This is a genomic window from Acinetobacter sp. AOR14_HL (genome assembly GCF_027855175.1).
Taxonomy (GTDB): domain Bacteria; phylum Pseudomonadota; class Gammaproteobacteria; order Pseudomonadales; family Moraxellaceae; genus Acinetobacter; species Acinetobacter calcoaceticus.
This window is the reverse complement of sequence record NZ_JAKTII010000007.1, coordinates 18,798-33,680: the sequence shown is the minus strand read 5'-3', so window position 1 is coordinate 33,680 and position 14,883 is coordinate 18,798. Positions and strand designations below refer to the sequence as shown.

General features: G+C 38.5%; 9 protein-coding genes. 6 read left to right on the top strand and 3 right to left on the bottom strand.

The genetic code is table 11. The features are described 5' to 3' along the window. From MKL38_RS08310 to groL, 3 genes are all read left to right on the top strand, one after another. The coding region (locus MKL38_RS08310) for an Ig-like domain-containing protein (protein WP_270903035.1) at window positions 1–4,833 on the top strand (4,833 nt) is incomplete at its 5' end. Between the two features lie 240 nt (window positions 4,834–5,073). Next, window positions 5,074–5,364 (top strand): co-chaperone GroES, encoded by a 291-nt coding sequence (locus MKL38_RS08305; RefSeq protein ID WP_002120604.1) that lies wholly within the window; start codon window positions 5,074–5,076, stop codon window positions 5,362–5,364. Between the two features lie 58 nt (window positions 5,365–5,422). Further along, the gene (gene groL / locus MKL38_RS08300) at window positions 5,423–7,057 is read left to right on the top strand and encodes a chaperonin GroEL (protein ID WP_005038745.1); all 1,635 of its coding nucleotides are present in this window, start codon (window positions 5,423–5,425) and stop codon (window positions 7,055–7,057) included. 172 nt (window positions 7,058–7,229) lie between these two features. On the opposite strand, the gene MKL38_RS08295 is transcribed toward groL, so the two are convergent. After that, entirely contained in the window at window positions 7,230–7,604 is a 375-nt protein-coding gene (locus MKL38_RS08295) for a diacylglycerol kinase (RefSeq protein ID WP_270903034.1), read from the bottom strand. Window positions 7,605–7,710: 106 nt separating this feature from the next. Here MKL38_RS08295 and MKL38_RS08290 point away from each other — a divergent pair, with 106 nt between their 5' ends. Beyond that, on the top strand, window positions 7,711–8,673 hold the full coding sequence (locus MKL38_RS08290) for an MBL fold metallo-hydrolase (protein WP_005038747.1): 963 nt from the start codon (window positions 7,711–7,713) through the stop codon (window positions 8,671–8,673). Between the two features lie 42 nt (window positions 8,674–8,715). On the opposite strand, the gene MKL38_RS08285 is transcribed toward MKL38_RS08290, so the two are convergent. Next, entirely contained in the window at window positions 8,716–9,858 is a 1,143-nt protein-coding gene (locus tag MKL38_RS08285; protein ID WP_270903033.1) for a glycerophosphodiester phosphodiesterase, read from the bottom strand. Between the two features lie 263 nt (window positions 9,859–10,121). Between MKL38_RS08285 and MKL38_RS08280 the strand changes: the two genes are divergently transcribed. Both MKL38_RS08280 and MKL38_RS08275 read left to right on the top strand, forming a co-directional pair. Further along, entirely contained in the window at window positions 10,122–13,217 is a 3,096-nt protein-coding gene (locus tag MKL38_RS08280; protein ID WP_270903032.1) for a multidrug efflux RND transporter permease subunit, read from the top strand. A gap of 73 nt (window positions 13,218–13,290) precedes the next feature. Beyond that, on the top strand, window positions 13,291–13,866 hold the full coding sequence (locus MKL38_RS08275; protein WP_017391785.1) for a DUF4112 domain-containing protein: 576 nt from the start codon (window positions 13,291–13,293) through the stop codon (window positions 13,864–13,866). Between the two features lie 49 nt (window positions 13,867–13,915). Here MKL38_RS08275 and htpX read toward each other — a convergent pair whose 3' ends face one another. After that, complete coding sequence (gene htpX, locus MKL38_RS08270; RefSeq protein WP_231762697.1) at window positions 13,916–14,821, bottom strand: protease HtpX; 906 nt, start codon at window positions 14,819–14,821, stop codon at window positions 13,916–13,918. Window positions 14,822–14,883 lie beyond the last annotated feature (62 nt).

The window sequence follows — 14,883 nt, the reverse complement described above, 5'->3', positions numbered from 1 at the left end:
GTCGTTGACCGAGCGGGTAACCGTAGTACAGAAGTTAAGCAGAATGCTTTGATTGATGATATTGCACCAAATCCGATTGAAAATATTGTACTTGATGCGAACGGACAGAACTTTACAGCTCAGGCAGAAGCAAACACTCAGATTGAAATCAAAAATGCTGCTGGTGAAGTCATAGGATATGGTTCAACCGATAGCATGGGTAATGCTTCTGGTTACTTATATCAGGTCTATTTACATGGTGAAGAACTCACTTTTGTTGTCGTTGACAAAGCGGGGAACCACAGTACAGAGGTCAAGCAGAATGCCTTGATTGATGACATTGCTCCGAACGCGATTGAAAACATTATCTTTAATGAAAATGGTCAAAACTTTACAGCGCAAGCAGAAGCAAATAGTAAAGTTGAAGTTAAAAATGCTGTGGGTGAGGTTGTAGGTACTGGTTATGTAGATAGTGCTGGTAACGTCTCGGGTTACTTGAATCAAGTTTATTTAAAAGGTGAGGAACTTACTTTTGTTGTGATTGATCAAGCCGGTAATCGCAGCGTTGAAGTAAAACAAACAGCCTTTCTTGATAATACTGCACCGGAAAATGCGACTAATTTAGTATTTAGCGAAGATGGTTCATATCTAACTGGTATGGCTGAGCCAAATGCTACGATTCAGATATTTGATCAGAATGGTCAATTGGTAAATCAGTGGAATAATAATGTTAATTGGGATGGAACATTTACCATCTCTTTATACAGTAACTACTTGCATGGCGAAGAGTTTAAAGTGGTTGTAGTAGATCGGGCTGGTAATTTGAGTGGTGGGGTTACTGTAAAAGCACCACTTGATGATATTGCTCCTGTGGCTGCAAGTGATCTGCTCTTTAATGAAGATGGTTCATCCCTTTCTGGTGTAGCTGAGCCAAATACCTTCATCCAGATTTTTGACCAAAATGGCCAACAGGTGAATACGTGGAGCCATAGCGTAAACGCTGATGGTACATTCACTTTTTCTTTTGGTACTTACAATTTACATGGCGAAGAATTTACAGTCACGGTTAAAGATCGAGCTGGAAATGTGAGTGAAGCTGTTTCAGTTAAGGCTCCACTTGATGATATTGCGCCAACTGCAATTACAAATATTATATTTGATGCGGACGGTCAAAGCTTTACGGCACAAGCAGAAGCAAATAGTCAGATTGAAGTTTTTGACTCATTGGGTAATCAGAGAGGTTGGGGAGTTACAGATAATGCTGGTAACGTCTCTGGCTCTTTCAATCAAATCTATTTACATGGAGAAGAACTTACTTTTGTTGTCATAGATCGAATGGGTAACCGCAGTGTTGAATTTAAGTTAAATGCTTTGATAGATACTATTGGACCGAATCCGATTGAAAATATTATATTTGGCATAGATGGTCAAAGCTTTACGGCACAAGCAGAGGCAAATAGTTTTATTAGTGCCAAAAATGCTGCGGGTGAGTTTGTCGGTTATGGTGATGTCGATAGTACTGGTAATGTGACAGGTCACTTCAGCCAAGTTTATTTAAAAGGTGAGGAACTCACTTTTACCGTTATAGATAGAGCAGGTAATCAAAGTATTGAATTTAAGCAAAATGCTTTGACTGATGATGTTGCACCGAATCCGATTGAAAACATCGTCTTGAATGAAAACGGTCAAAACTTTACAGCGCAAGCGCAAGCAGATAATCGAATTGAAGTTAAAAATGCTGCGGGTGAAGTGATAGGTTCTGGTTATGTAGACATTACTGGTAATGTTTCAGGTTATTTTAATCAAGTCTATTTACATGGAGAGGAGCTTACTTTTGTCGTCGTAGATCTCGCCGGTAATCGCAGTATAGAGGTCAAGCAAAATGCTTTGATTGATGATATTGCACCAAATCCGATTGAGAATATTGTGCTTGACTCAAACGGCCAAAACTTTACGGCGCAAGCAGAAGTAAATACTCGGATTGAAGTCAAAAATGCTGCGGGTGAGGTGATAGGTTATGGTTATGTAGATGGTATTGGTAATGTGTCGGGTTATTTTAATCAAGTTTATTTACATGGTGAAGAACTCACTTTTATTGTAATAGATCGAGCGAGTAACCGAAGTATCGAAGTTAAGCAAAATGCTTTAATTGATGATGTCGCACCGCCAGCTGCTGTAAATATTACGTTAACCTCAGACGGATTGCTTTTTGGCGAGGCTGAGCCAAATGCAACTGTTGAAATTATTGATCAATATGGTGCAGTTATCACAACAACTTATGTTTGGTACGATGGCACATTTAATCAATGGATCAATCTGAGTCAATATCAAACACAAAATTTAAGTATTGTTGTCAAAGATATTGCTGGCAACCGAAGTGAAGTTGTTCACGAATTAGTGCCTGTATTTACCAATTCACCAATTGCTGCAACAGAGCTAAAACTGGATATAGATGGCCATATTTTGACAGGTAAGGCAACAGCCGGAATGACGATTGTTGTTACATCTACTGGTGGTCAGACCATTAATGGAGGGTGGAATAATACTGTGAATGAAGATGGTAGTTTTGCTATTCCGTTAAATGACTATTATCTACAAGAACAGACATTACAAGTTCGAGTTTATGACCTGAATACGAATCAATATAGCCTAATCTCTGAAATTAGTGCGCCTTTAGACAATATTGCTCCAGTAATTAATGATGTGGTGATTAGTAATGACGGTTATGGCATTACAGGACACACTGATCCGAAAGTAATCATTAAAGTAATGGATGCGGATGGAGATTTTAGAGCAGAATTTCAATCGGATGAAGCTGGATATTTCAATGCTAGTATTTATCCACCTATATTACGTGGAGAGCAGTTATTTATCACGGCAACAGATTTAGCTAAAAATATAAGTTCTCCATTTAATATTACTTTTAATGCAGATATTAATGCACCTCCATCAGCAAATCATGTTGTGGTATCTGAAAATGGTTTCTTTGTTGAGGGAACTGCTTCACTAAATAGTGAGGTGCGCATTTTTGATGTGTATAGTAATTATATTGGTGGCGGTTCTGTAGATGAAACAGGGCATTTTAATATCCAGTTATACTCACCTCAGGCGAATGGACAAACTTTACGCGTTGTTGTGGAACAAAATGGCTATCAAAGCGTTTATACAGAAATTAAGGCACCTATAGACACTGTCGCACCAAATGCAGCAACTCAGCTTGTATTAGAGGATGGAAATATACTTTCAGGGCAAGCGGAAGCATATTCAACTGTTAATATTTTTGATGCTAATAATAATCTGGTTGGGCAAACTACTGTCGGAAGAGAAGGTAGTTTCTTAACACAATTATGGTCACAATATTGGCATGGTGAAATATTGACGGTTAAAGTAGTTGATGCCAATCAAAATGAGAGTGGGGGTACAACGGTTGTAGCTATAAATGATACAACGGCACCGAAGATAGCCACACAGCTTGCCATGAATGGATGGGGCGAGCTCACGGGGCATGCAGAAAGTAAGGCTACTCTTGAAGTTACATATCATTTTGCTGATCAAGAACCTTTTGTAACAAATACTATGGTCATGGCAGATGGAACTTTCTCTACTTATATGTATGAGAATGCGACATCATTTGATATTACTGTTATTGATCGTGCAGGAAATCGTAGCGAAACTATCAGCAAAGCGATTAGTGACTTACATACGATCACGGTTGATCAGTTTATAGGTGATGCTACAGATAATATTTATATAGTTGATCATATAAATGATTTTGTTCAAGAATATATTGTTGAGCCGTATGAAATATATAAAGATGTCTGGATTGATAATAGTTATACATATCCAGAATGGGTCACTGAAGGTCATTATGAACAGATATGGCTTGTTGATGGATATTATGAACAACAATTAATAACAGATGTATTTTATGAAACGCAGTGGATCACAAGTGGTTATTCCACTATGCAAAAAATATATATAAATCAGGATAATATAACTTATATAGATAATGGCACGGCAGAGAGCGACTACAGTCGATATGTAGAACAACATTATGATGCTGTAAATGAGCAATGGCAAGAAGGCTACGAACTGACTTATATCCGTTCAGAGGAAGGTTGGGTTGATACTAGTCATTTTGAAGATGTTTATACTGAATTCAGTCATTATCAAGATGTTTGGGTGGATGCTAGCCGTTATGAAGATATTTGGGTAGATACTAGCCACTATCAAGATGTTTTCGTAGAAAGCGGTTATTGGGAAAGTCAACTTGTTGAATCTGGCTATCGAGATGTTGATTTTGGTGGACACGATAAAATAATTAGCTCTGTGAGTTATAGTCTGGTTGGATATTCTGATTGGTCGACAAATATAGAAAGCGGTCGTTATGTTGAAGACTTGGAGTTAGTTGGCTCTGCTCATCTAAATGCAACAGGCAATGCTTTAGATAATCTTTTAACAGGTAACTCTGGTAATAACATTTTGAATGGGCGTGAAGGTAACGATACCTATATCACCCATGAAGGTACAGATACCATTCTGTTCCAATTGCTAAATAGCCAAGATGCAACTGGCGGGAATGGACATGATACGGTGTTAGATTTTACTTTAGGTGATGTAAGAACTGACCTCCAAGCTGACAAAATCGATTTAAGTGAACTATTAATTGACTATTCTAAAGATGTGAGCACATTGGCGAAATTTATTAGCGTAGAACAAGACGCTGGAAACACGACTATTAGTCTTGACCGAGATGGTGAAGGTACAATGTTTAGTAGTATTTCATTGATTACTTTGAATCATGTAAATACAACATTGGATGAATTGTTAAATAACCAACAACTTGTTGTTTAATATTGTTATTTTTTTTAATAAAAGGGGCTATGAAAATAGTCCCTTTTATTTTGTGCTTTAAATTTAATAAAAACTCTTCACAACCTGTTAAAAAATGACCAAAAAAGATAAGTTTTTTTTCATTTTCCCCTTGAAGCGTTTTTTTTCATCCCCACAAAAGTGACATCTAAATATTTTGTTATTGCTCTGGATTATGGCAATAACGATTAATCAAAAAGACTTAGTCTGGTGGAGTTAATTATGAGCAACATTCGTCCATTACATGATCGCGTTGTAATTCGTCGCGTAGAAGAAGAAACCAAAACTGCTGGTGGTATTTTACTTCCAGGTTCTGCTGCAGAGAAACCTTCGCAAGGTGAAGTAATTGCAGTAGGTAATGGTCAAATCACTGAGAATGGCGTACGTGCTTTGGATGTTAAAGTTGGTGACAAAGTATTGTTTGGTACTTATGCAGGTACAACAGTGAAAGTAAGTGGTGAAGAACTCTTAATCATGAAAGAGTCAGATATTTTAGCTGTGTTGGAAGGCTAATCAATCCATAACTCAATCCATTATCAGATTCAGTATTTAAAAAGATTCGGAGTTTAATATGTCAGCTAAAGACGTAAAATTTGGTGATTCAGCTCGCTCAAAAATGATTGCAGGCGTAAACGTACTTGCAGATGCTGTTAAAGTGACTTTAGGCCCTAAAGGTCGTAACGTTGTTATTGACCGTTCTTTCGGCGCTCCACACATCACTAAAGACGGTGTAACTGTTGCTAAAGAAATTTCATTAAAAGACAAGTTTGAGAACATGGGTGCTCAACTTGTTCGTGAAGTTTCAAGCAAAACTAACGATATCGCTGGTGACGGTACAACAACTGCAACTGTACTTGCTCAAGCAATTTTAAATGAAGGGATCAAATCTGTAACTGCAGGTATGAACCCAATGGATTTAAAACGTGGTATCGATATCGCAGTAAGAACTGTAGTTGAAAATATCCGTTCAAATGCAAAACCTGCTGATGATTTTAAAGCGATCGAACAAGTTGGTTCTATCTCTGCAAACTCTGATACTACTGTTGGTAAACTTATCGCTCAAGCGATGGAAAAAGTAGGTAAAGAAGGCGTAATCACTGTAGAAGAAGGTTCTGGCTTCGAAGACGCATTAGACGTTGTAGAAGGTATGCAGTTTGACCGTGGTTATATCTCTCCGTACTTTGCAAACAAGCAAGATACTTTAACGGCTGAGCTTGAAAACCCGTTCATCCTTCTTGTTGACAAAAAAATCGGCAACATCCGTGAATTGATTTCTGTTTTAGAAGCAGTTGCGAAAACTGGTAAACCACTTCTTATCATCGCTGAAGATGTTGAAGGCGAAGCGCTTGCTACTCTTGTTGTAAACAACATGCGTGGTATTATCAAAGTATGTGCTGTTAAAGCTCCTGGCTTTGGTGACCGTCGTAAAGCAATGCTTCAAGACATCGCAATCTTGACTGGTGCAACTGTTATTTCTGAAGAAGTTGGTATGTCTTTAGAACAAGCGACTCTTCAAGATTTAGGTACTGCGCACAAGATCACTGTTTCTAAAGAAAACACTGTTATTGTTGATGGTGCTGGTGATGCAGCTGCAATCGCTGAGCGTGTTCAACAAATCCGTGCTCAAATTGAAGAATCTTCTTCAGAATATGACCGTGAAAAATTACAAGAACGTGTTGCTAAATTAGCTGGCGGTGTTGCTGTAATTAAAATCGGTGCGGCAACTGAAGTTGAAATGAAAGAGAAGAAAGACCGTGTAGACGACGCACTTCATGCAACTCGCGCAGCAGTTGAAGAAGGTGTTGTTGCTGGTGGTGGCGTTGCGCTAGTACGTGCTGTAAATGTATTAGACAACCTAAAAGGTGCTAACGAAGATCAAACTGCGGGTATCAACATTTTACGCCGTGCGATCGAAGCTCCACTTCGTCAAATCGTTTCAAACGCGGGTGATGAGCCATCTGTAGTGATTAATGCAGTTAAAGCTGGTGAAGGTAACTTCGGTTACAACGCTGCAACTGGTGAATATGGCGATATGTTAGAAATGGGTATTCTTGACCCAGCTAAGGTAACTCGTTCTGCACTTGAACACGCTGCTTCTGTAGCTGGTTTAATGTTAACTACAGAATGTATGATTACTGACATTCCAGAAGATAAACCAGCTGTTCCAGATATGGGCGGTATGGGTGGTATGGGCGGTATGATGTGATAACGCATCAACGCTTTAACTAAAAAAATCCCTGCAAATGCAGGGATTTTTTATTTTTCACGTAATTTTAAGAAATCTTTAAGTTCAATAATTTATATTAAAAAACAGGAACAGCAGCTAGAAGTTCCTCTTTGTTACAACCATGCTTATTTACTTATAAGCATGGTTTTTTTTATCCAAATAAAATAATCAACCATGTAATGGCAATGATAGAAAGTGCAACAAATTGAGCAGCACTTCCCATATCTTTTGCATTTTTAGAAAGCTGATGCTTTTCAAGAGAAACTCGGTCAACTACAGCTTCAATAGCCGAATTGAAGAGTTCAACGATCATTGCAAACAGACATACAATAATGAGTAAGACATGTTCACTGCGGGTTACATCAAGAAAAAAACTGACTGGAATTAAAATAAGGTTAATTAAAACAATTTGACGGAAAGCTGCCTCATTTTTATAGGCTGCTTTAAATCCCGAAATAGAGTAAGTCGTTGCATTTAATATACGTTTGAGCCCACTTTTACCCTTATAAGGAGAATAGCTATTCATTTACTTATATTTCTGACACTTTTCATGCATTATACAATTTGCGTCTTAAAAAATTATTAAATCTTTTTTAAAGATTTTGACTTTATAACTGAATAGAGAAGAAGAGATGAAAAAATTATGTGTAGCTTTGGGCCTTGCATTTTGTAGCATGCACGCAACGTATGCTGAGCAAGCTCCTACCCAGCAAGTACCAGGTTATTATAAGCATCAATTTGGCAAATACCGTGTAACTTCTTTACTTGATGGCACGATTTATCTGAATCCTAACTTGTTTAAAAACTTAAATCAGACTCAGAAAACTAAAATATTAACTAAATATGCTGCTGTGAATGAGAAGGGGATTCAAACTTCGGTCAATGCATTTTTAGTAGATGATGGCAAAAGCTTAACGCTTGTAGACAGTGGCGCAGCAAGCTGCTTTGGTCCACAGCTTGGCTCGATTGCAAAAAATATTGAATTGGCAGGTTATCAACTGGCAAATGTAAAAACAGTATTGCTTACGCATTTGCACCCAGACCATGTATGTGGTATTGCTCAAAATGGAAAAGCTGTATTTCCAAATGCAACCGTTTATGCACATGAACGCGAGGCTGATTATTGGTTAAATCCAGCTTCTGAAAAAACAGTGCCAGCGGATAAAAAAGAAAGCTATTTAGGTACTGTGAAAAATGTAAAAACTGCTCTTGCTCCATATCAAGCAAAAAAAGCATTCAAGACATTTAAAGATGGTGATGTCATTCAAGGCTTTGAAGTGATCGATACACGTGGCCATACGCCTGGTCATCACAGCTTTCGCTTAAAGAGTAATGATCAGCAAATTATTTTTGTTGGAGACATTGTTCACTCACATTCTTTGCAGTTTGATGCTCCAAAAACAGGAGTGGATTTTGATGTGAATTCTGAGCAGGCGATTAATACCCGTTTAAAAATGTTTGCAGAAATTTCAAATAAGCAGCAATGGGTCGCAGCGCCACATTTACCATTCCCAGGCATTGGTCATGTTTATAAAGTAAATGCTGAGCAATATCAGTGGATCCCACTTTATTTTGATAATGTCGTAGAGAAATAAAAAAAACAGGGCATTTATTGCCCTGTTTCTTCATAACTTTATTTATCTTGCAGTTTTTTCATAATTAATAACGGCTTCACGGCCAAGTGCTGGGTCATCTGTAAAGACACCATCAACACCAGCTTTGAAATAGGCTTCAAACTCTTTTAACGCACCAGATGGACAGCGCTCAGCTGGTTTATCTTGACTGCATTTTAAAGGGGTTGGTAAGAAATTATTTTCTGGACGGAAAGTATAAGGGTGTACTTTTAAGCCAGCCGTATGAGCATCAGAAATAAATGAAGTTGTTTGAACTGAACCCTTGTCATTAAAGCTCAGAATATAACCTTTACTTGGTCCTACACCGTTTGCATATTTAGCAACATCTTTTAAACCTTGTGCTGTGGCTAAATCGGCATAAGTTTTAGTGTCGCCAGATTCAACAAAGTCGGCTGGTTGTGAAGTCTTAGCATCATATAATTGAATGATTTGTGCATGTTTAATCGTTTTATGAAGGTCGAGTTGATCTTTTAAATATTTTAAATTACTCACTTCAAAAGACTGTAAATAGACAGGCGCAATATCACGCGTATATTTATATTTAGCTAAGGTTTTAAGAAGAGTATCTTCCATTGCCAGTTTCTGGTTTTTAAAGTAAGTCGGATGTTTAGTTTCAATATATAGACCAATAATTTTTCCCGTTTTCTTATAATTTGCTTCAGCCAGTTCAATCACTTGTTCTAGAGTTGGGACAGGGTAAAGGTCGTTATAAGCTGTGTTTGCTGGTCGAAACTCTGGAATACGTTCACGGGCTTTAAGTTGCTGTAATTCACTTAAAGTGAAGTCTTCTGTAAACCAACCTGTTAAGTCTTTACCGTCAATATTTTTTGTTATTTTACGATCTGCAAACTGAGTTAAAGTACTTACATTGGTTGTTCCACCAATCTCATTTTCATGGCGAGTAACCAATACACCATCTTTTGTCGATACTAGATCTGGTTCAATAAAATCTGCACCATCATCTATGGCTTTTTGATATGAAGCTAAAGTGTGTTCTGGACGTAAAGCGCTAGCGCCGCGGTGTCCTACTACTAGAATTTTAGGAAGTTGATATTCTGGCGTAGTTGGTGTGTTTTCAGTTTTATCATCGTCATTACAACCAACTAAGCTAATTAAACTTAAGCATAAAATTGCTTTTTTAAACATAATTCTACTCATATTGTTTTAGTTGAAACGGCTCTAGTCTGCTCATTGAACTTGACGTGATCATGAAGAATTCATGAATTTTCAGTGACACTTGTTAAAACCTTCTTTATGGGTTTGTAGGAAATGCCCATTCTGGCTTTGTTTTTGTCTTAATTGCATTTATTGTGTTAATTCTACTTGTCTTTTATATATCGCTCGTTGATGATCAAGATGCACGATTGGGTATTGCCACTTGTTAATTGACGACTTAATTCTGAGCAGCCATGCTATCTAAATTTTTTATTCAGCGTCCTATTTTTGCCAGTGTGCTAGCAATTATTGTTATGGCATTTGGTATTTTCTCGGTGCTGAATTTACCCATTGAACGCTATCCCGATATTGCACCCCCAAAAATTACAGTATCGGCAAGTTATAGCGGGGCAGATGCACAAACGGTTGAGCAAAGTGTTACTCAGATTTTAGAACAGCAAATACAAGGTATTGATCACTTACTTTACTTCAGTTCTACCAGTGATTCATCGGGACGTAGCCGAATTACAATTAGTTTTGATAATGGAACAAATCCAGATACAGCACAGGTGCAAGTACAAAATAGCATTAGTGGCGTCATAAGACGTTTACCCGATGAAGTGCAACGCCAAGGGGTGACCGTAAGTAAGTCACTCGGTGATACTTTTATGGTGGTAGGTTTATATGACTCGACAGGTAAAGCGGGCAATATTGAGCTATCGGACTATTTAACTACGCATGTGGTAGATGACTTAAACCGTATTGAAGGGGTGGGAGAGTCTGATGTTTTCGGTTCGCAATATGCAATGCGAATTTGGCTAAATCCAGAGAAATTAAAACAATACAATTTAATGCCGAGTGATGTAGCGAATGCAATCACCTCGCAAAACACACAAGTTGCAGCAGGTGCAATCGGTGATTTACCCGTTATCGATGGTCAATATTTAAATACCAAGGTCACTGCAGGTTCTCGATTAAAAACAGTCGAAGAGTTTAAAAATATTGTAGTGAAATCAAATCAAACAGCGAGCTATGTCTATTTAAAAGATATTGCCAGAGTTGAGTTGGGTGCAGAAAACTATCAGTCTTTTAACACCATTAATGGCTATCCTGCTGCTGGTTTAGGTATTTCGTTATCTTCAGGTGCGAATGCAATTCAAACCTCTAAGCTTATTCATCAAACTCTAGATAAGGTTACAAGTAAGTTACCAGCCGGATATAAAATTGTTTATCCACGAGATAACACGCCATTTGTTCAAGAGTCGATTAAGGAAGTTGTAAAGACGCTTATTGAAGCGATTATTCTCGTTATTTTGGTGATGTTCCTATTTTTACAAAGCTGGCGTGCGACACTCATTCCAAGTATTACCGTGCCGGTTGTTATTTTAGGAACTTTCGCTGTCTTATATGTGCTCGGTTTTAGCATTAACACCCTAACGCTATTTGCACTGGTGCTTGCTATTGGTTTGTTAGTAGATGATGCAATTGTAGTCGTGGAAAACGTTGAGCGGCTCATGCATGAACAGCACTTAACACCGAAAGAAGCAGCCATTGAGTCGATGGGAGAAATTAGTGGAGCTTTAATTGGGATTACATTGGTTTTAACTGCGGTTTTTATTCCAATGTCCTTTTTAGGCGGCTCAATTGGGGTGATTTACCGTCAGTTTTCTATTACTTTAGTTGCCGCTATGGCGTTATCGCTCGTCGTTGCCTTAGTCCTAACACCTGCTTTGTGTGCCCTAATTTTAAAACCTAACCCTGAGCCTATGCGTTGGGCGGTTTGGTTTAACCAAAAAATTGATCAGCTTAAAAATCAATATATAAAGATCGTACAAACAAGCATTCGCTACAGTAAATCGGTTGTTGTGATTTTTGTGGCTTTGATTGCTGTTTTCGCCCTGTTCTATAGCGGTTTAAAAAGTGGATTTATTCCTAAAGAAGATCAAGGCATTTTAAGTGTTCAAATTAAACTTGTTGATAGTGCCCCAATTTCTCAAAGTCAGAAAGTTGGTGAACAAGTTCGTCAATATTTCTTGACTCAAGAAGATAAAAATGTCGACTTGGTTTTAATCCGTTATGGCCGAAATTACTCGGGTACAGGACAGAACTTGGCACAAGGATTTATTGCTTTAAAACCATGGGATGTGCGTACAGGAAAAGATGATTCGGCAGACGCTATACAAAAACGTGCGATGAAATATTTTAGCCGTTTTAATAATGCTCAAATCAATGTGACTTTACCTGCTTCGGTCAATGGTTTAGGTCAAACTGATGGTTTGGATTTATGGATTCAAGATTTAAATGGGCAGGGGCAAGATTTTCTAGATAGCACCTTCCGTCAGTTGCAAATACAGAGCAAAAGTTACTCAACTTTCGAAAATTTTGATAAGCAATCAACCAATAGTAAAGCTAATCTCAATATCAAAATTGACCAGAAACAGGCATTAGCAAATGGTTTAGAACTCCCTGCAATTAACAATACACTCTCCAGTGCGTGGGGTGGAACTTACGTGAATGACTTTATTGACCGTGGGCGTATTAAGCGTGTCATGATTCAAGGTGATGCTGAGTTCAGATCGAAACCGGAAGATTTATATAACTGGTCTGTACGTAATAACCAAAATGAAATGGTGCCTTTTAGTTCATTTGCTAACTTTAGCTGGGGCGGAGCTCCTGAAATCGTAAAACGCTATATGGGATATAGTGCTTTACAACTACAAGCAGATGTCGTGAGTGGCAGCAGTTCAGGTCAGGCAATGAAAGATGTTGAGCAACTTGTTAATCAGCAAAAGGATATTGGTTTAGCGTGGACAGGTTTATCTTTTGAAGAACAGAAGTCGACGAATCAGGCAGTCTGGTTATATTTAATTTCGGCAGGCTTTATCTTTCTATGTTTAGCTGCTTTATATGAAAGCTTGAGCATTCCAGCCGCTGTGATGACATCTATTCCTCTGGGCGTAGGGGGAAGTGTAATTTTCTCTTATATTTTCGGCCTGCCGAATGACGTATATTTCCAAATCGCACTATTAACCACGATTGGCTTATCGTGCAAAAACGCAATTTTGATTGTTGAGTTTGCAGCCTTGGCTCAAGAAAAGGGTAAGAATGCAATTCAAGCGGCTTTAGAAGGCGCTAGCTTGCGTCTAAGACCGATTTTAATGACTTCCTTAGCCTTTGGTGCTGGAGTAATCCCTTTGGTCTTTGCTCAAGGCGCAGGGGCTGTGAGCCGCCAAGAAATCGGTATTAGTATTTTAGGTGGCGTCATGTTTGGTACTGTACTGGTTTTATTCTTTATTCCAGTGATGTACGTGTTACTTCGTTCATTGTTTAGATCGAAAGCTTCTAGTTAAAAGTAAACAATTTTAAAAAGAGGCATTAAATCAAGTATATTAAGTTTAACTTCTCTTCATATATTTGATTTAGATGCCTCAAGAAAAAAAATTAACAGAGCAGCAGGTCATCGCACTAGAACGAGACCTTGCCAAGTTTGCCACCATGATGGATAGTGCGGTTCGCATTCCTTTTACTAAACAAGGTATAGGAGCTGATGCTGCACTGAGCACGATTCCGATTGCAGGTGATGTCGCTGGTTTCGCGCTGACGTGCTATGCCATTTATAAAGCTAAACAGATTGGTGTACCTCAACATAAATTAACTCCAGTCATTAAACTGGCAGTTATAGATGCTGTAGTGGGCTTTGTTCCTGTTGCAGGAACTATTTTTGATATATTTATACGACCTAGTAGAAAAGCATTAGATGTGGTGCATACGCACATACGTGAAGAATATGCGATTCAAAGTGATATTCATGTCGTTCATCCATATTTACATGAAAAGCTTGAAAAGAAGCAGCAACATTCAGCTTTCTGGCGTAATCCTGTGGTGAGTTGGTTATGGTTACATATACCTGATTTATTAGGTGCCTTTGTACTGCTTTTAATTGGCTTGGCTGTTTGGTGGGGAGCAAGTTATCTGTGGAGCTTCTATCAAACCATGTAATAAAAATAAAGCCTCCGATTGGAGGCTTTATTTCTTCACGTTAAACGTTTTATGGGCAATCTAATTGATGTAAAGCTGCCACACGTTGTTCAATTGTTGGGTGGGTTTGGAACAAAGCAGCTAAGCTGAAACCCTGTTCTTTACCTTCCGCAATCGCGAAAGCTTTCATTTCTTTTGGCATTTGATCTGGCATTTCTGTCTCAGCTTGTAGACGTAATAATGCAGAAATCATTGCTTGTTTACCTGCTAAACGCGCACCTGCTTCATCAGCACGGTATTCACGATAACGAGAGAACCACATCACGATAGCCGAAGCGAGAATACCAAAGACGATATCCAATACCATGGTAATAACAAAGTAACCCATACCCGGTGCTTCATCATCTTGACGGCCAAAAACATTGCGGTCAATAAAGTCACCTACCACACGGGCAAAGAACATAACAAAGGCGTTCACTACACCTTGAATGAGGGCTAAGGTGACCATATCACCATTCGCAACGTGACCAATCTCATGTGCGAGAACGGCACGTAACTCATCTTTATTCATACGTTCAAGTAGACCCGTTGAAACGGCAACCAATGCATCATTTTTATTCCAGCCTGTTGCAAAGGCATTGGATTGATATGATGGAAAAATACCAACCTCTGGCATATTAATACCAGAACGTTGAGAAAGTTCAGCGACTGTTTGCAATAACCAGCTTTCAGCTTGGTTACGAGGAGCATTCGGGTCGATCAGTTCTGTACCGGTCGTTTTCTTAGCCATCCATTTTGACATAAACAGTGAGATTAAAGAGCCCACCATACCAAACACAAAACAGATGACTAAAAGGTTGCCTAGATTCAAGCCACCCGCGCCATGGTAACTACCGACACCGAAGAGTGACAAAATAATGCCAGCTACAACCAGTACCGCGAGGTTGGTAAGCAAAAACAAACCAATCCGCATCATTGAGAAAATCCTCTTATAAATAAAATGTTATCTGATTTATAAATTCTAAATCATGCAGCTAA

Excerpts from the sequence above, each read along its gene's own strand:
- MKL38_RS08305 (WP_002120604.1), top strand. The coding sequence starts at position 5,074 with ATGAGCAACATTCGTCCATTACATGATCGCGTTGTAATTCGTCGCGTA.
- groL (WP_005038745.1), top strand. The coding sequence starts at position 5,423 with ATGTCAGCTAAAGACGTAAAATTTGGTGATTCAGCTCGCTCAAAAATG.
- MKL38_RS08295 (WP_270903034.1), bottom strand. The coding sequence starts at position 7,604 with ATGAATAGCTATTCTCCTTATAAGGGTAAAAGTGGGCTCAAACGTATA.
- MKL38_RS08290 (WP_005038747.1), top strand. The coding sequence starts at position 7,711 with ATGAAAAAATTATGTGTAGCTTTGGGCCTTGCATTTTGTAGCATGCAC.
- MKL38_RS08285 (WP_270903033.1), bottom strand. The coding sequence starts at position 9,858 with ATGTTTAAAAAAGCAATTTTATGCTTAAGTTTAATTAGCTTAGTTGGT.
- MKL38_RS08280 (WP_270903032.1), top strand. The coding sequence starts at position 10,122 with ATGCTATCTAAATTTTTTATTCAGCGTCCTATTTTTGCCAGTGTGCTA.
- MKL38_RS08275 (WP_017391785.1), top strand. The coding sequence starts at position 13,291 with ATGCCTCAAGAAAAAAAATTAACAGAGCAGCAGGTCATCGCACTAGAA.
- htpX (WP_231762697.1), bottom strand. The coding sequence starts at position 14,821 with ATGATGCGGATTGGTTTGTTTTTGCTTACCAACCTCGCGGTACTGGTT.